The 20,874-nt window shown below is 70.7% G+C and carries 20 protein-coding genes; 10 read left to right on the forward strand and 10 right to left on the reverse strand.

Annotated elements, in window-relative coordinates:
* Positions 1 to 138: 138 nt before the first annotated feature.
* Together ACWDSL_RS30990 and ACWDSL_RS30995 are read left to right on the forward strand one after the other, a co-directional pair.
* Positions 139 to 2,853: a caspase, EACC1-associated type gene (locus ACWDSL_RS30990; protein ID WP_450491028.1), complete on the forward strand. Its 2,715-nt coding sequence runs from the start codon at positions 139 to 141 to the stop codon at positions 2,851 to 2,853.
* Positions 2,840 to 4,351, forward strand: a complete 1,512-nt coding sequence (locus ACWDSL_RS30995; RefSeq protein WP_450491030.1) for a PE-PGRS family protein — start codon at positions 2,840 to 2,842, stop codon at positions 4,349 to 4,351. The genes ACWDSL_RS30990 and ACWDSL_RS30995 overlap by 14 nt, the downstream gene beginning before the upstream one ends.
* Before the next feature lie 17 nt (positions 4,352 to 4,368).
* On the opposite strand, the gene ACWDSL_RS31000 is transcribed toward ACWDSL_RS30995, so the two are convergent.
* The 8 genes from ACWDSL_RS31000 to ACWDSL_RS31035 form a co-directional block, all read right to left on the reverse strand.
* The gene (locus ACWDSL_RS31000) at positions 4,369 to 5,151 is read right to left on the reverse strand and encodes an SDR family NAD(P)-dependent oxidoreductase (protein ID WP_450491032.1); all 783 of its coding nucleotides are present in this window, start codon (positions 5,149 to 5,151) and stop codon (positions 4,369 to 4,371) included.
* A 70-nt stretch (positions 5,152 to 5,221) separates the two neighbouring features.
* Positions 5,222 to 6,433: an ATP-binding protein gene (locus tag ACWDSL_RS31005; protein WP_450491034.1), complete on the reverse strand. Its 1,212-nt coding sequence runs from the start codon at positions 6,431 to 6,433 to the stop codon at positions 5,222 to 5,224.
* Between the two features lie 89 nt (positions 6,434 to 6,522).
* A complete protein-coding gene (locus tag ACWDSL_RS31010; RefSeq protein WP_014176973.1) occupies positions 6,523 to 6,843 on the reverse strand; it encodes a hypothetical protein in 321 nt (106 codons plus the stop codon).
* Positions 6,840 to 7,370 (reverse strand): hypothetical protein, encoded by a 531-nt coding sequence (locus tag ACWDSL_RS31015; RefSeq protein WP_450491036.1) that lies wholly within the window; start codon positions 7,368 to 7,370, stop codon positions 6,840 to 6,842. Before ACWDSL_RS31015 ends, ACWDSL_RS31010 begins: the two co-directional genes overlap by 4 nt.
* A 181-nt stretch (positions 7,371 to 7,551) precedes the next feature.
* Positions 7,552 to 8,502, reverse strand: coding sequence for a response regulator transcription factor (locus ACWDSL_RS31020; protein ID WP_450491038.1), 951 nt, complete (start codon positions 8,500 to 8,502; stop codon positions 7,552 to 7,554).
* Positions 8,503 to 8,537: 35 nt separating this feature from the next.
* Positions 8,538 to 9,923 (reverse strand): hypothetical protein, encoded by a 1,386-nt coding sequence (locus ACWDSL_RS31025; protein WP_450491040.1) that lies wholly within the window; start codon positions 9,921 to 9,923, stop codon positions 8,538 to 8,540.
* 302 nt (positions 9,924 to 10,225) lie between these two features.
* A complete protein-coding gene (locus ACWDSL_RS31030; RefSeq protein WP_450491042.1) occupies positions 10,226 to 11,071 on the reverse strand; it encodes an ABC transporter permease in 846 nt (281 codons plus the stop codon).
* Positions 11,068 to 11,976 carry an ABC transporter ATP-binding protein gene (locus ACWDSL_RS31035; protein WP_450491044.1) on the reverse strand — a complete coding sequence of 303 codons (909 nt, stop codon included), beginning with the start codon at positions 11,974 to 11,976 and terminating at the stop codon, positions 11,068 to 11,070. The genes ACWDSL_RS31030 and ACWDSL_RS31035 overlap by 4 nt, the downstream gene beginning before the upstream one ends.
* A gap of 134 nt (positions 11,977 to 12,110) precedes the next feature.
* On the opposite strand from ACWDSL_RS31035, the gene ACWDSL_RS31040 reads away from it, so the two are divergent.
* From ACWDSL_RS31040 to ACWDSL_RS31065, 6 genes are all read left to right on the forward strand, one after another.
* Positions 12,111 to 13,424, forward strand: a complete 1,314-nt coding sequence (locus ACWDSL_RS31040; protein WP_450491046.1) for a sensor histidine kinase — start codon at positions 12,111 to 12,113, stop codon at positions 13,422 to 13,424.
* Positions 13,421 to 14,083 carry a response regulator transcription factor gene (locus ACWDSL_RS31045; RefSeq protein WP_450491048.1) on the forward strand — a complete coding sequence of 221 codons (663 nt, stop codon included), beginning with the start codon at positions 13,421 to 13,423 and terminating at the stop codon, positions 14,081 to 14,083. Before ACWDSL_RS31040 ends, ACWDSL_RS31045 begins: the two co-directional genes overlap by 4 nt.
* 97 nt (positions 14,084 to 14,180) lie before the next feature.
* Positions 14,181 to 14,381: a hypothetical protein gene (locus tag ACWDSL_RS31050; RefSeq protein ID WP_450491050.1), complete on the forward strand. Its 201-nt coding sequence runs from the start codon at positions 14,181 to 14,183 to the stop codon at positions 14,379 to 14,381.
* Between the two features lie 125 nt (positions 14,382 to 14,506).
* Entirely contained in the window at positions 14,507 to 14,776 is a 270-nt protein-coding gene (locus ACWDSL_RS31055) for a hypothetical protein (RefSeq protein ID WP_450491052.1), read from the forward strand.
* Positions 14,769 to 15,392, forward strand: a complete 624-nt coding sequence (locus ACWDSL_RS31060) for a DUF6879 family protein (protein ID WP_450491054.1) — start codon at positions 14,769 to 14,771, stop codon at positions 15,390 to 15,392. The genes ACWDSL_RS31055 and ACWDSL_RS31060 overlap by 8 nt, the downstream gene beginning before the upstream one ends.
* A gap of 228 nt (positions 15,393 to 15,620) precedes the next feature.
* Positions 15,621 to 17,822: an ATP-binding protein gene (locus ACWDSL_RS31065; RefSeq protein ID WP_450491056.1), complete on the forward strand. Its 2,202-nt coding sequence runs from the start codon at positions 15,621 to 15,623 to the stop codon at positions 17,820 to 17,822.
* A 14-nt stretch (positions 17,823 to 17,836) separates the two neighbouring features.
* Here ACWDSL_RS31065 and ACWDSL_RS31070 read toward each other — a convergent pair whose 3' ends face one another.
* On the reverse strand, positions 17,837 to 18,076 hold the full coding sequence (locus ACWDSL_RS31070; protein WP_450491058.1) for a hypothetical protein: 240 nt from the start codon (positions 18,074 to 18,076) through the stop codon (positions 17,837 to 17,839).
* A 468-nt stretch (positions 18,077 to 18,544) separates the two neighbouring features.
* Positions 18,545 to 19,012: an ATP-binding protein gene (locus ACWDSL_RS31075; RefSeq protein ID WP_450491060.1), complete on the reverse strand. Its 468-nt coding sequence runs from the start codon at positions 19,010 to 19,012 to the stop codon at positions 18,545 to 18,547.
* Between the two features lie 182 nt (positions 19,013 to 19,194).
* Here ACWDSL_RS31075 and ACWDSL_RS31080 point away from each other — a divergent pair, with 182 nt between their 5' ends.
* Entirely contained in the window at positions 19,195 to 20,070 is an 876-nt protein-coding gene (locus ACWDSL_RS31080) for a helix-turn-helix domain-containing protein (protein ID WP_450491062.1), read from the forward strand.
* Complete coding sequence (locus ACWDSL_RS31085; RefSeq protein WP_450491064.1) at positions 20,067 to 20,267, forward strand: DUF397 domain-containing protein; 201 nt, start codon at positions 20,067 to 20,069, stop codon at positions 20,265 to 20,267. The genes ACWDSL_RS31080 and ACWDSL_RS31085 overlap by 4 nt, the downstream gene beginning before the upstream one ends.
* Positions 20,268 to 20,874: the final 607 nt, after the last annotated feature.

Here is a 20,874-nt window from a genome sequence, read left to right on the forward strand (position 1 = left end):
GTGCACAATATGAGGCCGTCATCACTCAAAGGGGGGCCCGTTGCGGATCGGTGTTGAGGCGAGCGGTGCTGGGCGAGGGCAGCGAGGGCAGCGGCGGCTCACCGCCGCGCCCGCCGGTGCGAACGAGGGGCGGCAGCGGTGACGGTCCTGCCCGACGCGGCCACTTCACGGGCGGTGCTCATCGGCACCAGCCGCTATGACCACATAGAGCAGCTGCCAATGGTGGCGAACAACCTCCGCACGCTCGCCGCCACCCTGTGCGCCCCGCACACCTGGGGGCTCGCCCCCGAGCACTGCACCGTCATCGGGAACCCCCAGGACCCGGTCGAGGTCCTGGACGCCGTCCGGACCGCGGCCGAGCAGGCCACCGACACCCTGCTGGTGTACTTCGCCGGCCACTCCCTGGTCGAGCCGCGCCGCGGCGAGCTGGTCCTCGGCCTCACCGGGTCACAGCGGCAGCGGTCCTATACGGGACTGTCGTACGGCACCCTGCGCGATGTCATGTCCGACGGCCGGGCGGGCCGGCGGGTGATGCTGCTCGACTGCTGCCTCAGCGGTGAGACGCCCGGCTTCGTGCACGGGATCGAGGCGGTGGTCGACCGCGCGGAGCTCGACGGCGCCTGTCTGCTGGCCGCCGTCCCCGACAGCAGCTTCGCGTTCGCCCCGCCCGGCGAGCCCCACACCGCCTTCACCGGCGAACTGCTCAGACTGCTGAGCGAAGGGGTTCCGGGCGGGCCGCAGTTGCTCGACCTGGACACCGTCTACGGGCAGGTGTACGCGGCGATGGGCGCCAAGGGACGGCCGCTGCCGCATAAGCGCGACCGCGGCGGCAGCGCGGGCGGCCTCGCCCTGGCGCGCAACACGGCCGCCGCCATGCCCGGCTTCGGCCCGACGCCCCCGGTGTACGCGCCGGGCGCCGGCGCTCCCCTGCCGCCCCCGCCGTACGCCCCCGGGCAGGCTCCCCCACCGCCGCCCGCCCCGCCCGCCTGGCCCCCGGGATTCGCCCCGCCCCAGACCCCGCCCCCCGGCAGCGGCGGGCCGGGCAACCGCCGGCTCCTCATCCGCTCCGCGATAGCGGTGGCGGTCGTCGGTGGCCTGCTGGCCGCCGGCATCCCGCTGGTGAACAAGTGGACGGAGGACGACTCCCCCAAGAAGCCCGTCGCGAAGCCGTCGCCGACGAACGCCCCGGCGAAGAAGGCCCCCGGCCCCGCGTACAACGCCGCGACCGAGCGCGTCGTCAATCCGTCGAAGGCCAAGGGCGGCACGCTGAAGTTCGTCGGCAGGAGCGACGCCGACTCCTGGGATCCGCAGCGCAGCTACTACAGCTTCGCGTGGAACTTCTCCCGCTACTTCACCCGTCAGCTGGTCACCTTCGCCCCCAAACCCGATAAGGGCGGCTCCGATCTGGTCCCGGACCTCGCGACGAGCAAGGCCAAGGTGAGCGAGGGCGGCAAGACGTACGCCTACACCCTGCGCGACGGGATCACCTGGGAGGACGGCACGCCCATCACCTCCGAGGACGTCAAATACGGCATCGAGCGGGGCTGGGCCACCGATGTACTCCCCGGCGGCCCGTCCTACTTCAAGCAGGTCCTCGACCCCGACGGGAAGTACAAGGGCCCCTACAAGGACGACAAGCTGGGCCTGAAGGCGATCGAGACCCCCACGTCGAAGACCATCGTCTTCCATCTGGCCGAGCCCAACAGCGACTTCGAGCAGATGCTGGCGATGCCGGCCGGTTCGCCCGTGCCGAGCGCGAAGGACACCAAGTCCAAATACCAAGAGCGCCCGTTCTCCTCCGGGCCGTACAAATTCGGCTCGTATACGCCGAACAAGTCGCTGGAGCTGGTCCGCAACACCGAATGGGACCAGAGCTCCGACCCGGTCCGCGCCGCCCTGCCCGACCGGATCACGGTCGACATCATCCTGGACGACAATGCCAGGAGCCAGCGGCTCTTCGCGGGCTCCTACGACGTGGATCTCGAACCGACCTCGCTTCCCAAGCCGGCCATCGCCAGGGCTGTGAGCAGCACCGAGCTCAAGACCCGGCTGGACGACCCGTACACCATGGGCATCCGCTATCTGGGCCTGCCGCGGACCGTCAAGCCGATGAACAACATCCACTGCCGCAAGGCGGTCATCTACGGGACGGACCGGCAGTCCATACAGACGGCCCTCGGCGGCCCCGGCGGCGGTGAGATCGCCACCAACATGCTCCCGCCGGGCATCGAAGGGGCGAACCCCTCCGACGATCCGTACGGCGTCCGGGAGCGCGGCGGAAGGGCCGATGTCGCCGAGGCGAAGAAGGAACTGGCGGCCTGCGGCAAGCCGAACGGCTTCCGGACCACCATCGCGGTCCGCGCCGGAAACCCCGACGACCTCTCCGCCGCTCAGGCGCTGCAGTCCTCACTGAAGGCCATCGGGATCAGCTTCACCATCGAGCAGATCGAACTCGGCCAGTACTACCAGGTCGTGGGCTCGCCCTCGACCGTCAAGAAGAAGGGCTACGGCATCATCTTCGGGCGGTGGCTCCCCGACTTCCCGACCGCCCAGGGATTTCTCCAGCCCCTGGCCGACGGCCGCTTCATCCTGCCCACCGGCAATGTCAACTTTCCCCAAGTGGACGACAAATCCATCAACAACCTCTTCGACAAGGCGATCGCCGGGCAGGACCGCAGGGAGATCAGGGAGACGTACCGGGAGATCAACCGGAAGGTCTCCGACAGCGCCGGCTTTGTCCCCCTGACCTTCCAGAAGAGCTACACCTGGCGCGGCCCCCGGCTGACCAACGTCTACACCAGCCACATCTATGCCGGCGGTTACGACTTCGCGTCGCTGGGTGTCGCCCGCTAGCCGGGGCGCGGCCGTGTGGGAGTCGCTGTTCGAGGGGCCGGGGCCCACGGAGCGGTTGCGCGAGCTGTGGGCGCAGGGGCTGGGGGCCAACCCGGCCGTACCCGACGACCTGCGGTGCGATTTGCTGGGCCGCTCGCATTACCTTCTGTGGCGCGAGCAGTCTGCCTCGGTCGTGGAGGCAGCCGTCGTCCACCCGGAGTGGAAGGTGCGGGGACAGCTGGCCGAGTGCCAGCCGAACCTCACGGCCGAGTGCTGGGCCCGGCTGATCCTGGGCGAGCGGAAGCCCAGGAACCTGTGGGTCCTCACCCTGCTCGCGGCGGACCGGCGCGATGAGCTCACCGAGGCCGCGTACGAGCGGGTGGCCGCCCACCCCGAGGCGCGTATCCGCGCGGAGGCCGCCCGGCTGACGGGGCTGCCCGTACGGCTGCTGACCGCGCTGGCCCTCGACCCGGAGCCCGGCGTACGGGCCGCCGCCTGCCCGCGCGCCTGGCCGCAGCTGGACGGGGCGGCCCGGCGGGGGCTGCTGGCCGACCCCGAGGACGGGGTCCGCGTCGCCGCGCTGCTGCTCCACCACGAGCACTGTGAAGGCCATGAGGCCCAGCCGCTGCCCCGGTCGGTCTTCGAGGCCGAAGATCTCGGCGACGCTGCCCTCGAAACCTGTCATCTGACCCACGACCTCGCCGAGCACCTGACCCACCACGGCACCAAGGCCCAGCGGAGTCGCCTCGCGGGCAACCCGCGGCTGGCCCCGGAGCTGGTCGCCGTGCTCGCCCGGGACCCCGACGACGGGGTCCGCCATGTGGTGGCCCTCCGGCCGGAACTCACCGAGGAGCAGCGGGCGGACATCCGGGTGGACATCGACCCGGACGGGCTCACCCACGCGCTCGACTGGGTCACCGCACTCCACGACGACCCCGAAGCCATGCGCCGCCTTGCCGCCTCGTCCCACCTCCTGGTGCGCCGGAGCGTGGCCCGCGCGAAGCGCCTGCCACCGGACGTGGTCGACCGCCTCGCCCGGGACGAGGACCGAGTCGTACAGCTCTTCCTGGCCGAGTCCTGCGACGACGCGCCCGCCGACATGCTGCTGGGGGTGTGGCGGTGGTGGACCGGCAGTCTGACCTGTCCCGACCGGCCGCGCGGCCATCCGAACTTCCCGCGCCACGGCCTGCTCCGGTACGCCGACGACCCCAGCCCGCGCATGCGCCAACTTGCCCTGGACGACCCGGAGTCGACGGCCGAGCTGGTGGAGCGGTTCGCCCGGGACGCCGACGACGAGGTACGGCTGCGGGCCGCGAAGGACCCACGACTGCCCGTGGATTCGGCAGTGCGGCTGGTGGACGACCCCGAGTGGACCATACGGAGGGCGGCGGCCCGGCACCCCGAGCTGCCGGCGGAGGCGCTGGTGCGGCTGTTGCGGGATCCCGAGGCCGCGGAGGAGGCGGCCCGGCATCCGGCGCTGCCCGTGGACGTCATGCGGCGGATGATCCGGCAGCCTTGAGGTGATCGGGAGGGCCGTCACTCCCCCGCGATGGCCGCCCGCAGGCCCACGTTGCTCATCAGCAGGCCGCCGTCCACGGGGAGGGTGACGCCGGTGATCCAGGAAGCGTCGGAGGAGGCCAGGAAGGTGATGGCGGCGGCGATGTCGGCGGGTTCGCCGACGCGGCCCAGGGGGTAGACGCGGGCGGCGCGGTCGAGGGCGTCCTCCCGGCCGTCCCAGCTGGGGGTGTGGATGGTGCCGGGGGTGACGAGGTTGACGCGGACGCCGCGCCCGGCGGCGTGGCCGGCGAGGGTGCGGGTGAGGCTGGCCAGGCCCGCTTTGGCGGCGCTGTAGGCGTGGTTGCCGAAGTCCCGCTCGCCGTTGACCGAGCCGACGTTGACGATCGCGCCCCGGCCGCCCGCCGCGGCCAGGTGGGGCAGCGCGGCGCGGGCGCAGCGGAAGGCGCCGGTCAGGGTGATGTCGAGGTCCTGGTGCCACGCGTCGTCCGGCTGGTCCTCGAACAGCGGGGTGTCGGGGGTGCAGGACAGGGCGTTGTTGACGAGTACGTCGAGCGCGCCGAAGCGGTCCACGGCGTGCGCGACGGCCGCCTCGACCGCCGTACGGTCGGCGACGTCGCAGGCCAGCGACTCGGCCTCGGCGCCGTCGGCCCGTATCGCCGCGGCCGCCTTCGCGGCCCGCTCGCCGTCGAGGTCGGTGATCAGCACGCGGGCGCCCTCGGCGGCGAAGCGGCGGGCGGTCACCTCGCCGATGCCCCGTCCCGCGCCGGTGAGTACGACCGCATAACCCTCGAATCGCCGCACCTTCTGCTCCTTCCGACACCGGGCCAGCGCCCGTGACGCGCCCCGCCCACGTGGCGGGGCGTCGTCATGGTCACTTCCCGGCTGCGGGCGGACGCAGTCGTTCCGGTGGTGACGGAGGTGTTTCCGGGGGCTGCCCTGTTTCGCGAGGATGAGGTGCTTCCCGGGGCTGAGGCGTTTCCCGGGGCTGAGGCGTCTCCGGGGGCTGGAGCGGCGCAGGGCGGTGGGGGCGGCTCTCCTTGACCCGTTCCACCGCGGCCAGCAGATCCGCCTGGCCGACCCGGTCCCGCCCCGTCAGCAGCGCCTCCGCCGCCGCGTCGATCACCGCGCGGCGGATGTCCCGCCCGGTGACATCGTCGACGGCGGCGAGGTCCTGCGTACGGACGTCGTCGGCCAGGGGCAGCGTCCCGGGCAGGTGACGGCACCAGATCCGGGCGCGGGCCGCCTCGTCGGGGACCGGGAACCGGACGTGCCAGACGCGGCTGTCGAAGGCGGTGTCGTAGCTGGACACCAGGTTGGTGGCGAACACCGCAAGCCCCTCGAACCGGTCGAGCGCGGTGAGCAGTTCGCTGCGCATGGCGTTCACCGCGTGCTCGGAGCCGTGGCTGGTGGTCTCGAAGCGGGCGGACATCAGGCCGTCCGCCTCGTCGAGGAAGAGCACCGCGCCCTGGGCCCCGGCGGCGTGGAAGAGCGCGTCCAGGTTCTTGGGCCCCTCCCCGTGGTACTTGCTCTCCAGTTGGGAGGCGCGGGCGGCGATCAGCGGGCGGCCCAGCCGGTCCGCGATGGCGTGGGCGGCCATCGTCTTGCCGGTGCCGGGCGGGCCTTCGAGGTTCACCGCCGAGCTGGGGTGCGGCTGGATGGTCCGCAGCCCCCACTCCTCGAACAGGGTGCGGCGCCGCTCCACGATGTGGATCGCGCGCAGCAGTTGCTCCATGGTGCGGTCGGGGAGCACCAGCCGGTCGAAGGTGTACAGCGGAGCGGCGGCGGTGAAGTGCTCCGCGCGCTCCGCCACCGAGGGTCCGTCCGCCGCCTCCGCCCCGGCCTCCGCCTCCGCCTCGGCCTTCGCGGGTGGTCGGTCCGCGGGCCGGTTGGTGATGGTGACGGTGAGCGGTTCCGGCCCGTGGTGGCCGCCGAAGGCGTCCACGGCGGCGATCAGGCGGCTGCGCAGCAGGGCCGCCTCGACCTCGTCGGTGCCGCCGGGGATGCCGGTGACGGCGAACGCGGGGCGCGGCGCCGCCCCTCCGGGCCGTACGGGGTGGCCCTCGGGCCTGGTGTTCCTCTTCACTGCGGTCCTCCGCTCGCCGCGTGCACGGCTGTCGTCGGTGGTCGGGCGGACAGCCGGTCAGCCCGTCAGCCCGTCAGTCCGGCAACCCGTCAGCCCCAGACGGCGACCTGGTGGGTCCGGTGGGCGCCGCGCACCCGCTCGTCGGCCCGTTCGCCCTTGACCCGGCGGCTCTCGACGAACTGTTCGCGCGAGGTGTCGAAGACGCCCTGGATGTAGCTGACCTTGCCGTCGCGGATGGACTCCGCGACCGTGACGCACCGCAGATCGGGGTCGAGGTGCAGCCGGTCGCTGCGGGCGCGGAACCAGTCGGCGAGGTATTCGATGGTCACGATCACGACGTACACCACCGCCACGGCGCCCAGCCCGCCGAGGCCGAGAAGGACGGTCGTCAGCAGACTCAGCACGGTCACGCCCCTCCCTGGAAGACGATCAGGTCCGTATCGCCGAAGGCGGCGGCCAGTTCCTCGTCGAGCCGCTGGGCCCGGCAGACCCAGACCGGCGCGTCGGCCGCCCCGGTGCCGTACAGCGGGGTGCCCTCGGCGTCCAGGAAGAAGGTCTGGACGAGGTATTCGCGGCCGCTGCGGCGCCGGAGCACCGCTCCCCCCGCCGCCTCGGGCACCGCGGCGCGGTTGCGCACCAGGAAGGCCACCACGTCGGAGTAGCCGAGGACCGGGTGGAGCGGCGCCCGTTTGGCGCCCAGGCCGCTCCTGGCCTCGCCGACCCGGTCGCCCAGATCCATGAGCCGGACGATCCCGTGGAGCATCCGGTCGGCGGTCTCCAGCACCCGGTCGGCCTGTGCCGCCCCGCCCGTCAGCTCCCTCCCCGGCCGGCCGGCCGGACCCCGCCCCGGCCCGCTCGCCGGTCCCCGACCCGGCCCGCTCGCAGGCCCGCTCGCCGACCCGCTCGCCGCCCCTCGGACGGCTTTCTCTTCGGACATGCGCCTCTCCCCCCAGCTCCCCCGGACCCCGCGCACCCTGCGGGGGCCTGCCTCGATGTTCCTCGTCGGGCCTGTCACTCTTCGTCCCCCGGGAGGGCGGGCAATCGCGCCCTCCCCTGTCGTCCTCTGGTACGACAGGGCCCTGTTCGGCCGGGACAGAAACCGACAGGCCCCCGGCTTGTCACCGCTCCGCCGTGAGCCTGCCGGGCGGATGCGCGCCCAGTGCGTTGAGCCGGCGCAGCAGCAGGTCGGGGTTGGTGTGCCGGGAGCATACGTACATCGCGAAAATCATCCGGACGTCGGCGGGTTTCGAGCTGATCCCGCAGGCCGTCATCGCCCGGTCGATCTGTGTCTTGACCGTCGAGACCTTCACGTTCAGCGCGGCGGCCGTCTCCTCGTACGAGTAGCCGTCCGCGTACCACTCGAGCACCCGGACCTGGCCCTCGCTCAGGCCCGCCGCCCAGTCGGAGAACACCACGGGCTCGCGGGGCGCCCCCTGTTCCGCCGACGCGGCCATGTAGAGGGCGTCCAGCAGGGTGAGCTGGCCGAGTCCGGCCTGGACGCACTGCTGCTGGAAGTCGGACAGGTCCTTGCGGTACTGGTCCTCCTCGACGCCCAGCTCCTCCAGGATCCAGGGCACCCGCCCGCCCCGGGCCGTCTTGAACAGCACCTCGGCGAGGTACGGCGGGAGGGTCAGCCCGCATTCGCGCACCGCCGTCTCCAGGGCGGAGGCCAGATGGGGTTTGAGCCAGTGCGGGTGGTGGCGGGCGTCCCAGACCGCGTTGGCCAGGACGGCGGGCCCCACGGTCTTGCCGAACACCGCCTTCGCCCCACACACCCAGGGGGCCACCCGCTGGCGCCACTGCTCGGCCGCGGTGCACACCACGACATCCGAGCGGCGCACCAGTTCGGCGAACTCCTCGGCCGTGGCCACCCCCATCAGATCGGCCACGCACACGTCGTACTCCGCGCCGCTGATGCGCAGCTTTCTCACCGAGTCGACCTCGCTGACCACGGTGAGCCGCGGGTCGTCGTTGAGCGCGTCCACCAGGCCGCGTCTGGTCATCTCGTGGTCTTCGACCACGGCCACTTGCAGTGGCTGCCGGTCGTCCCGTTCGGTTTCCGACGCCATGACGGACGCCCCCCTTGATCTCCTCGGCATGTGCTCTATGGCTTCCTCGGGGCGCGGGCGGCCGATGCGACCGGGAGGGTGAGCGTCACCTGCGTGAGCCCGCTGACCGATTGCACCCGCAGCGCCCCGCCCCGCTCCCGCAGCAGCCGCTCGTGGACGGCGAGCGACCTCATCCGGCCGACCCCGCTCGCCAGCACCTCGGGCGGGAATCCCGTGCCGTGGTCGGTGACCACCAGCTCCACCACATCGCCGCCCTCCCCACCCTCTGGCGCGGGCATCACGTCCACATGCAGCACCGCGTCGTGCACCCCCGCGCTGCGCGGCACGTTGATCAGCAGCGCCCGCAGGGCGGGCTCCAGCAGCTCCACCTCGGGCGGCGGGATCCGGGCCGCCGCCTCGACCACGTGGTCGGGGATGATCGGCTCCACGGTCAGCCGGTCGTTGGTGGCCAGGGCGACCTGCCGGTGCACCATGCCGATCAGCGGCACCGACTCGCTGAACCGCCCGGTGGCGATGAAGGTGGCCAGCCGCTCCCGGGCCACCACCGCGGATTTGCGCAGCGAGTCGAGCTGTTCGGGATCGGTGATGCCGACCCGCTGGAAGGCGTTGAGGGTGTGCCCCAGGTGGTTGTGCAGCTCGATGGCGAGCAGTTTCCGCTGCTCCTGTTCATGCAGCTGAAGGCTCATATCGCCGAGGTCGGCGGAGAGTTGCAGCAGGAAGATGCCGCCGCGCCGGATGAGGTAGGCGAGCGCCCCGTAGCCGGTGAGCCCGATCAGCACATCGGAGCGGCCCAGCGCCGACGGGTCGCCCAGGGCGATGACCGCGGCGTACGAGGCGGCCACGGCGGCCGTGCCGCCGACCAGGACGCGCAGCCGCTGGCCGAGGGCCGAGCCGACGCCCACACCGGAGATCTGCTCGGTGGTCAGCACCAGCAGCGGGGCCATGTCCGCGGCCCTGTTCTCCCCCATGACCAGCGCGCAGGCCCATAAGAAGACCACGGCGGAGCCCAGTTCGACCGCCGCCGTGGTGGAGTCGTACACCGTGGGCCCGTGCCCCGCCGTCGCCTGCCCCGGCGCCCCCTGCCCCGCCGCCGCGTCCTCCGCCGTTCCGCCGGACCGCGCCGCGTCCGGCTCACTGCCCGCGTCCCGGGCGAGCACCCGCCGGTGGTTGCGGAAGATGTGCAGAACGAACCACAGCGACTCGGCCAGCACCGCCAGCAGCAGCGTCAGCGCGCGGCCGGGGTGCCGGGTGTGCCCGGCGATTCCGGGCACGGTCACGGCCAGCTGGATGCCATGCATCATCCGGAAGATCAGCAGGATGCGGAGCATCTGCCATTCCATATCGCGCCACGCCAGCCGGTGCCGCACGGCCGGCGACTCGGCGCCCGGCCTGCGCCGCCGGTACGGCGCCTTCACGGGCACCTTTACGGGCACCTTTACGGGCACCTTCACGCCGGGCGCACGACGCCCCTCTTCCGGCCGCGAAAGCGGCCGCCCCCGATGCAGAGCCACGCGGTCCCCCGCTTCCCCCGAACCCCTCTGCCCCCGGCCGACACACCGCCCGCGAGGGCGCCGACCAGCCGGAAGGCCTTCCAGTGTGGAGAAGCAAGTGGCGGTGGCATAGGGACCCTTGGCCCCTGGAACCCGCTTGTGCGGGCGCCCAGCGGCGCACAGAGTCAGCAGGGGCGTACGGCACATTCACCGCGCGCCGGTCAGGCGTCCGCTCACTGGTCGCGCCGGTGCACACCGACCACGGTGACCGCGACCGCGGCGGCCGCCCACAGCGCGTAGCCGGTCCAGGCTCCCGCGATCGACCACGGGTAGTGCAGCGGGTGGTAGTCGACCGCCACCAGCCGACGCCACGCCTGGTAGAGCGTGCCGTGGGAGGCGACCGCCGACCAGTGGCGGCCGTCGGTGAACACCATCGGCAGCACCAGAAGAACCAGAGAGGAGGCGATCATGGTGCCCGCGGTCTGCCGGATGACCGTGCCGAGCGCCAGGCCGGCCAGCGCGCACAGCGGCGCGAGCAGCGCGGACGCCACCACGACGCGCAGCGCGCCCGGGTCGCCGAGCGAGACGCCCGCGCCCCGCCGGTCGAGGATCGCCTGGGTCGCGGCGAACGAGACCCCCGCGACGAACGCGCCGAAGACGGCCGTGGCCGCCGCGACCACCGTCGCCTTGGCCGCCATCACCGAACGGCGCGCCGGAACGGCCGCGAACGTCGTACGGATGGTGCCCGTGGCGTACTCCCCGACGACCGCCATGGCACCGAGGGCGCCGAGCGCGAGCATCATGACCGTGACGGCGTTCACGGTGAAGGCCTCGTCCAGCGGCAGCCCGTCCCGGATGAAGCCCTCCGGGCCCGCCGGGTTCTGCCGCGACCAGTTGCGGTAGGTGTCATAGGCGGTGCCCACGTTGAACGCGATGACGGCCAGGGCGGTCGCCCCGTACCCGAACCAGGTCGAGCGCAGCGACCGGAGCTTGATCCACTCGGCGGCGACCAGATCGCCGAACCGGGGGCGGGGTTCGGCGGCATGAGCGGCCTGAAGGGACACGGCGGTCGCGGTCATCGGGACTCCCCCGCGAGGTACTGGACGCTGTCGGCGGTGAGCTCCATGAACGCGTCTTCCAGCGACGCGGACCGGGCGCTGAGATGGTGCAGCGGAACGCCGTGGGCCTGGGCGATCTCCCCGATCCGGGCCACGCCCAGACCGATCACGGTCAGCAGCTCGCCCTCCGTGTGCACCGCCGCGCCCTCGGCCGTGAGCAGGTCCCGCAGAACGCCGACAGCGGGCGTGCGCACCTCGACGCCCTGCCGGGTGCCCCGGGCCGAGAACTCCGCCAGGCTCTCCGCCGCGATCAGCTCGCCCCGGCCGATGACGATCAACTGGTCGGCGGTGTGCTCCATCTCGGACATCAGATGGCTGGAGACGAACACGGTGCGGCCCTCGGCGGCCAGCCCCCGGAACAGCTCGCGCACCCACTTCACCCCCTCCGGGTCCAGGCCGTTGAGCGGTTCGTCGAAGAGCAGCACCGGCGCGTCGCCCAGCAGCGCGGACGCGATGCCGAGCCGCTGCTTCATGCCGAGCGAGAAGCCGCCGATGCGGCGCCGGGCGGCCTCGGCGAGGCCGACCCGCTCCAGCACCTCTTCGACCCGGCGCCGCGGGATGCGGTTGCTCCGGGCGAGGGCGGACAGATGCGCCACCGCGCTGCGCCCGCCGTGCACCTCCTGCGCGTCGAGCAACGAGCCGATGTGGCGCAGCCCGCGGGGGCGGGCGGCGAAGGGGCGGCCCTCGACGGTGACGCTGCCGCTGGTGGGCTCGTGCAGGCCGAGGATCATCCGCAGCGTGGTGCTCTTGCCCGCGCCGTTCGGCCCCAGGAAGCCGGTCACACAGCCCGGATCCACGGTGAAGGTCAGGTCCTTGACGGCCGTCGCGCCGCCGTATCGCTTGGTGAGTCGGTCAACTTCAATCACGGGGACAACGGTGCCGGTGGCCGACCCCGCCCGTCGTCGGCCCGCCGCTGACAATCGCCGGGCGCCGGTGTCGACCCTGGTTGTACAGCCACGGTCCGATGTCCGGCCGCGGGCCCCGTGGCTACGATCTGGCCATGTCCGCCTCTCCGCCTCTCCCGCTGCTCAAGCGCATATCGCCGGGCCTGTGGGTGGGGCTGGTGTGGTTCGCGGCGGCGCTGGGCCCCATCGTGAAGTACGTCCTGATGCCCCCGCGGCACGAGTACTCGCTCAACTATCCCCGGCAGGGCCTGGACCCGCTGTCCGCCAAACTGCTCCTCGCCATCGCCTTCGCGCTGGTCCTGGCCGGATGTCTGCTGCTGCGCCGCAGGACTTCGCCGGGGTACGGGCTGCTGCTCGCCGGCACGGTCGCCTCGACGCTGGCGTGGCGCCAGGACGAGATCCCGCCCGCGCAGTACCTCGGAGTGGATGTCGCCCTCTGCTACGTCGCGGCCATCCGGCCCCGGCGATCCTCGCTCAACGCGGCTGCGGCGGCGCTGGCCACGCTGCCCTGCTACGTCCTCCTGAGGCAGGGCCTCGGCATCCAGGACAGTGGTGTCATCCCCGAGCCGTATATCGCCCTGACTGTGGTCATCGGCTGGCTCGTCGGCAATTCGGTGCGCCAGTCCCAGCTCCACACCGAGGAGTTGCACGCCCAGGCCGCCGCCCAGGCCGTCACCGCCGAACGGCTGCGGATCGCCCGCGAGATGCATGACACGGTGGCCCACAGCATCGGCATCATCGCCCTCCAGTCCGGCGCCGCGGCTCGGGTCATCGAAACCCAGCCGGACAAGGCCCGCGAGGCGATGCTCGCCGTGGAGAAGACGGGCCGCGAAACGCTGTCCGGGCTGCGCCGGATGCTGGGCGCGCTGCGCCAGGCGGACCGGGCGGCCGACGGGGACGCCGACGGGGCGGCAGCCCCAGAGCCCACCCGGGCCCAGGAACCGGCCAGGGCACCACTGCACCCGGCCGCGGGCCTCGCGGACGTCGAGCGGCTGGCCACGACCACGACCGCCGCCGGGGTCCGGGTGGAGGTGTGGTGGCAGGGCAGGCGCCGCCCGCTGCCCGCGGACATCGACCTCGCGGCGTTCCGCGTCATCCAGGAGTCGGTGACCAATGTCGTACGCCACTCGGGCGCCGACTCCTGCCGGGTGACCATCGGCTACGGCGAGGACGAGCTGGCCATCGAGGTCCGCGACCGCGGCAAGGGCACCTGCGCGGACGCCGAACAGGACACGGGGTACGGCCTGATCGGCATGCGCGAGCGGGTCGCCCTGCTGCACGGCCGCTTCACCGCCGGACCCGGACGCGGCGGCGGCTTCCTGGTGGCGGCCCGGCTGCCGCTCCCGGCGCCGACCGCGACAGCCGCTACGACGGCAATCGAGACGAAAGCAGAGGCCGCAGCCGGATGACCATCCGTGTCCTCCTCGCCGACGACCAGCCCCTCGTCCGCGCCGCCCTGCGGATGGTCATCACCGACACCCCCGGCGTCGAGGTCGTGGGCGAGGCCGGGGACGGCGCCGAAGCGGTCCGGCTGACCGGCGAACTCGCCCCGGACGTCGTGGTGATGGACATCCGGATGCCCGGCATGGACGGCATCGAGGCCACCCGGCTGATCGCTACGGGCGCCGGTACGACCCGCGTGGTCGTCCTGACGACCTTCGACGACGACGATTACGTCTACGGGGCGCTGCGCGCCGGCGCGTCCGGGTTCCTGGTCAAGGACATGGCGCTGGACGACATCCTCGCCGCGGTCCGCGTCGTCGCCTCCGGAGACGCGCTGATCGCCCCGAGCGTCACCCGACGGCTGATCAAGGAGTTCGCCGCCCGCCCCGCGGCCACGCCCCCGCCCCGGGCGGAGCTGAGCGGCATCACCGACCGCGAACGCGAGGTGCTGACCCTGGTCGGCAGCGGCCTGTCCAACGCCGAGATCGCCGGCCAACTGTGCATCAGCGTCGCCACCGCCAAGACTTATCTGACCCGGCTGCTCGCCAAACTCGACGCCCGCGACCGGGTGCAGCTGGTGATCCTCGCCTACGAGGCGGGCCTGGTGGCGCCGTCCGGGTCCTAGGCCCTGTCTGATCGCGCATATCGCGTCCGGGAGGGGTCCCGGTGGTGCGCGCGGATGATGTGCCGACAGTCACCGAGGTGGAACAAGGAGATCCGCGATGACGCCCGTGCAAGTCGATTGGCTGTCCATAGTGCTCGGCCCCATCGTCCTCGTCACGTTGGCGATTGCCTTCTTCACCGCGCGTTCGGCGTCCAAGAGGGGCGAGCCGATGCCCGGCTGGGGGAAGACCGTCCAGGGTGTGGCGATCGCCCTCGCCATGTTCGTGGCCGTCGCCAACATGACCTGGGGCGGTTCGTAAGACCGGCTACCCCTGGATAAGCGGCGACTATCCACAACGGCGCGATTACCTAGTGCATGCGGCCTGGTGCGTGCGGTACCGTGACAGTCACTCTTCGTTACGGTCGGGACCTGAGGTGGCATGTCATGACCCGTGTCTGGGAAGCCGACCCATCGGCCTTATTCGTCAGGCGATTGGGCAAGTCAGCAGAGGAGTCGGGCAACTCCCAAGGCAAGGAAGAGTGCCCGGACATCTGGCAGCTCAGCAACGGCGACATCGCCGTCATCGGCCGTGATCTGACCGCCCACTACCATTCGCGCCTGCCGGAAGGTGTGGCAGTCGGGGCTGACGAGCGGATCGTCGTCATTCCCGGCAACATGCTCAGCGCGGCGAAGCCGGACATTCCCGATGCTTGACGTTCGCGCTCCGGCGCTCCCCGTAGAGCGCGGCCAACGGCTCGGGCGCGAGGAGTACCTTCGGGATTTCCGTGCTCGGGATGCGGCTATCCGCAACGGGGACTCATGGAAACTTGAACGGCTGCAGCACTTCGAGGAGGTGGGCAGTCCCTCCCGTAACGCGCTGCGACGCGGCGATTGGGGCATGGCGCTGCGCTTGCTCGATGAGGGCCGTGACAATCTGCGCGCGATCCAAGCGGACGATGAGGCACGCGGCTCGGCATTCCACCGCGTACGGGTGGTCGAGGAGCCGCTGACCCCGTACGTGCAGTGGGAGCTGCATTCACTGCGGATCAGTGCCGAGTACGGGGAGCGGGTGCGAATCCTGCCTGCCGGGGCGATCGCCTCGGCCGAGACCGACGGACTGCTCCCGGAACTGACCATTCAGGACGGCAAGGTGCTCTTCCGCGTCCTGTACTCCGACACCGGGGTGCCGGACGGCGCGATCCGCTTCACCGACCCGGACATCGTCGAACCGTGGACGGAATACGTGCGGGAGGCCTACGCGACCGCGGAGGACATCGCCTCCTACTTCGACCGCGCCGTCGCGCCGCTGTCGCCTCCCCCGGCGGCCTGACCCAGAGGGGACGCACTCATCGGCACGCCGGCAGACGCCAACGGATCGCCTGGAGACTCGGCCAATGACCTCTCCGGCTCGTCCCGCGATGTCGTCCAGGCGGGGAATGTCACGGGTGACATCCACTTCCACCAGGCGCCGGACGCGCCCGACCGTCCGCGAACCGTCCCTCGTCAGCTTCCTGCCGACGTCTACACGTTCGTCAACCGGAGTGACGAGCAAGCCCAGTTGCACGCCATCCTGACCGGCCGGGACGGCGGCCAACCACTCGTGTCCGTGCATGTGGTGGCTGGCACGGCGGGGGCAGGCAAGACCTCGCTGGTCCTGCGCTGGGCTCACCAGGTCAAAGACCGCTTCCCGGACGGCCAGCTCTTCGTGAATCTCCGGGGCTACGATCCTGGAGAGCCCGTCACCGCCGAGCAGGCTTTGCGCCGCTTCCTGCGCGCGCTCGGTGTGGCCTCAGGTGACATCCCGCAGGACGTGGACGACTCGGCCGCCCTCTACCGTTCCCTGCTCGCCGACCGCCGGATGCTCATCCTGCTCGACAATGCCGCCACCGTCGGCCAAGTGCGCCCGCTGCTCCCCGGCGGCGGGGACAGCCTCACCGTGGTGACCAGCCGCAATCGCCTCGCCGGCCTCGCCGTACGGGAAGGCGCCCGCAGGATCACCCTCGGCATGCTCCCCGAAACGGAAGCCATCGAACTATTGCAGGCAGTCACACGGGATTACCGCCAGGGAGACGACCAGGACCAGCTCTCGGAACTGGCCAGGCTGTGCGCACGCCTCCCGCTCGCACTGCGTATAGCAGCAGAGCGAGCCGCCAGCCACCCGCATCTCCGACTCGACGACTTGCTTGCCGATCTGCGTGACGAGTCCGCGCTCTGGGACGCGCTCAGTACGGGAATGGACGAGGAGGCCGAGGCCGTCCGTACGGTCTTCGCGTGGTCCTACCGCACGCTGCCACCGCACTCCGGGCGACTGTTCCGACTCCTTGGCCTGCATCCGGGGCCCGAGTTCGGGCTCCACGCCGCCGCTGCGCTCGCCGACCTGCCCCTCAGCCGTACCCGACAGCTCCTCGACGACCTCGTCGGCGCCCACCTGCTGGAGCAGAGCGGTCCCGACCGCTTCCAGTTCCACGACCTCCTGCGCGCCTACGCCTCCGACCAGGCCAGCGATGAGGAACCTGCCGAGCAGCGGGAAGCCGCCTTGCGCCGCGTGCTGGACTGGTACCTGCACACTGCGGACGCGGCGCAGACGTGGCTCCAGCCGGGCGAAGACCACGTGCGACTGTCCGAGACGACCACCCTTCTGCCGCCATTGGAATTCTCCGACTACGACGCCGCCGCCGATTGGGCAGAACGCGAACGCATCGCCTTCCCTCACCTCGTGCGATCCGCTGCTGCCGCTGGCCTGCACCAGCACGCCTGGCAGCTGGCCGCAACCCTGTGGAACGCGTTGTCCGCTTCCGCGTCCTTCGCGGACTGGCTCGACTTCGGGCTCGTCGGCCTGACGTCCGCCGAGCGCTTGGACGATACGGATGGACAGCTCCTGCTGCTCAACCAGCTCGGCATGTCGTACCGATTCGTATCCCAACTCGACAGGGCAGTGCACTACCTGAACCGCGCCCTCCTCCTTGCCCGCAGTGCCGGAAAACCCATGGATGAAGCGCATGCCCTCAACCTCTTGGGGCTCATCCACCTGTGCGCCCGTCGCCTCGACACCGCCGCCGAACATTTCGCACAGGCCATCAGCATCTTCCGGGAAGTAGACGGTGACCGCTGGGCCGCCTCCGCTCTGTCCAACCTCGCCGGCACCCACCTGGAAGCGGGCCGCCTCCGGGAAGCGGACGACGCGATCGAAACCGCCCTCGCCGCTCACCGTTCCCTGGACAGCCGGCAGAGCGTGGGCAACGCCCTGTGGCTCACCGCAAAACTCCGCCGTGAGCAAGACGAGACCGAGGCGGCCCGCGAGGCTATCGACGAAGCTCTCGAGATCGCTCTGAGCCTGCGCAATCGTGGGCTGGAAGGCTTCTGGCTCATCACCCTCGGTGACATTCAGCGCGCCAACGGACAGTACGGCGACGCTCTGGCCTCCTACCAGCGGTCGGCCATGCTCCACCGACGCCTCGGTGATCGCGGTCGCGAAGCCCTGGCCTGGCGCGGCACGGGACAGACGTACGCCGGAACAGGCCGCCGAGGCGACGCTGCCGCCTTCCATCGCCAGGCCGCAGCCGTCCACCGCGACCTCGGGAACACATGGGAACTCGCCGTGGAGCTCGACCACCTGGCGGCAGCCGTCCATTCAGAAGACCTCGATGCGGCTCACGCCCACTGGGCCGAGGCCATGACGCACCTGGCGCCGTACGCCGATCCCCGGGCCATGGCCATGCGCTCACGTGTGGAGAGGCGGCTGGCCGAGCCCGGGGAATGACGGCCACCGGGGCGTCACTTCATGTCTTGGTCATGGATTTCGGTGCGTGCCGCGCGCCAGACCGTGCGCAGTTCTGCCGCTGTCCCGCAGTCTTCACCGTGTGTCCGGCACCGGTCCTTGCAGTCTGCGGCATGCGTGATGAACGCGGACCATGCCCGTGACTCGGCCTCGCGGGTCGGGTTCTTGCCCGCGCTCGCGGGACCGTGCTGCGCGGCAGCGGACGTCTCGTCGTCCGCCCGTGCGTGTTCGGTCATGGGGTTACCCCTTTCGGGCCAGTGGCCGGTCCACCCATGCCCAGTGGAGCGAGAGGGCGTGCCGCCGTTCCTCATGCCGGACCACGTAGGCCCGTACGAGCGGGCCTGTGTCCACCCACTCTGTCCGCGGTGCCGAGGGGGGCGAGGCATGCCGCGCGTTGCGGTGCGTTCGCTGGGAGGGGATGCGCGGTGGCCATGCGGCTGGCGTCGGCTGCTCGCGCACAGCTACCGGCAGCGGCCGGCTGACGGGCGCCTGGGCGCCGCGCCGGTGCTTTCCGCGCGGGGCGCGATGTGGCCATAAGGCCATCACCCAGGCGAGGATGCGAACGATAAGGTCTAACAAGGTCAACAGCTCCTGTCTGTTGGCTGATTGCCCCGGGATGGCGTCGCAGGCCGTCCTGGGGCGCTTCTGTGTTGGGACGCAGGGGCCCCGCCTGCGGAGTTGCGAGGCCCCTGCGCGCGCACCCGTTACGCGGTGACTTCCTGTTGCGTAACGGGAACCTGCGGGGTGTGACCTGCTTCTTCCGCGATCATGAAACGCGCCCAGACGCATTTGCTGTTTTCCTTGTGCCTGTGCCCCCACGAGTGCGCCAGCTGGGCGACGAGGTACAGCCCGCGCCCGCTTTCCTCTTCGGAAGTGGGATTCCGGAGGTGGGGGATCTTGTCCGTGTCGGGGTCGGAAACCTCAACGAGCAAGGTTTCCCCCTGGGCGGAGCCAGAGATCTCGATCTGAGCGAACGTCACTCGACAGTGCCGGATGGCATTGGACAACAGTTCGTCAACCGACAGGGTGACGTCGTCGGCGAGAGTGCCGCCGATCCCCCAGTCCGCCAGAGTCTTCCGTATGCGGGTTCGCGCACCCGGGACGCTGCGCTTGTGCTTGGAGACACGGAAGGTGTCCCGGCGTTGGTCCGCCGCCGTAGCGGTGCTGGGCATGCGCCTACCCCCTGACTGCTCGTCAAGATTGCGCCGAGTAGCGGCGCAGTCACAGACTAGGGGACAAGTCGACGGTTCTGCAACTATGTTGTGCTGCATACATGCCGTACGTGCTTCTATCGCGTGGGCAAGCCCTACAGTGGTCCCGACATGGGATGGAGCGCCTGAGGAGAGGGGAAGCGATGCCCGCAGGAGGACGGCCGACCGTGCGCAGTAGGCGACTTGGCGCGGCGCTCAAGAGGTACCGACAGAGCGCCAAGCTCGACCAGCCGCAAGCGGCCGAAGTGCTTGGGGTGCACCAGACCAGGGTCAGCCGAATTGAAAGCGGGCACGTCACTGCGCGAATCATCGAAATTCGCGCACTGTTGAGCGCCTATGACGTCGATGACCCTAGAGTCCGCATAAAACTTGAGACGTTGGCCAAGAATGCAAATCGGCGAGGCTGGTGGCTTGAGCATGCGGCGCACCTTCGGCAGGACCTTCTAGATCACATCTCGCTTGAGGATGACGCGACGCATATTCGAGAGTGGCAACCCGCGTTGATTCCAGGGCTGCTGCAGGTCCCTGCGTACGCAGAAGCCGTCATCACCAGTAACGCGGACTTTATCGACCCCGACAAGGTACCGAAGCTGGTCGAGGTGAGGGGAGACAGGCAAGCAAGAATCGACGAGAAGGGAGGTGCAGCGAATTACACGGCAATCATCTGGGAGCCGGTAATCATCCACCCCATCGTAAAGGTCGAAATCCATCAAGAACAACTTGCTCACGTCCTCGAAGTCAGTAAGCGGCAGAACGTAACGCTACAGGTGCTGCCCATCTCGGCCGGAGTCAAGGCCACAATGCCATCTGCTTTCTCTTGCTTCTCGTTCGACGCAGAACCCACTGTGGAAGCCGTGACGCTGGACAACCTGCGCGGTTCGTCCATCCTCGAGGGAACAGAGGACCTTACGGCTTACACGCTGGCCTTTGACCAGCTACGATCAGCAGCACTGGCCCCGGAAGCAAGCGCAAAGCTCATCCGGGGCGTACTGCGGAGAAGCAAGGAAGAATCAAAGTGACCCCTAAAGCAATAGGGCCCTACCGGAAGTCGTCATATTCCGGCGGAGAAAATAATTGCGTAGAGGTTGCGGACATGGCCGACAACGGCCGTGCCGTACGGGACAGCAAGGATCAGCGCGGCCCGCACCTGACGTTCACACATGGGGCATGGCAAGCGTTCCTCCTGTGCGTCAAGCAGCGGGAGTTCGACCGCTAGGCAGCGCAGCTCAGACGCACGAGGTCATCCTGCAAGCCGTTGCCGGGGGCGTAGCTCAGTCCACCACGCGCCCCCGGCGGGGGCAGGGGGCGGCCGACCCGGTGTCCCGGTTCCTTGGCCCGGCGGGTGGCTGGGCTTACGACAGGCTCCGCTGCGCTCCGCCGCGACTGCTGCCGCGCGGTGGCCGACCGGTCAGCCCAGCGGCGCGCTGGACCGAAGGCGCGCGAGCGCGACGAACGGGCCGGCGACCGCTGGACGGCATGGTCCGGACGCCGCGCGCGGGCATCGTCTCGCGCCTTCGGCGCACAGCGGCCAGCAGCGGGAACGGAGAGGGGGCGCCGAGGCAGCGTCGCCGTCCAGCCCAACGAGTCATCACCCGCCGACGGGTGGCGGAGCGGCGGGTGGTCGCCCGGAGCGCTGGAGGCCGGTCCGGTTGGGGCCTCCACCCACCTGCTCTTAAAAAGATGCTTGATCTGCATCAAGTACTGCATCAAGTGTTTTTCTGAGAGCAGGTGGGTGGAGAGGCGATCCCGTCCCCCGGTGCCCACCTATCCGTCGCGCTCCCGCACCCCCGGTCCAGCGCACCGCTGGACTGACCGGTCGGCCA

The sequence above is a fragment of the Streptomyces sp. NPDC000941 genome (assembly GCF_053599555.1).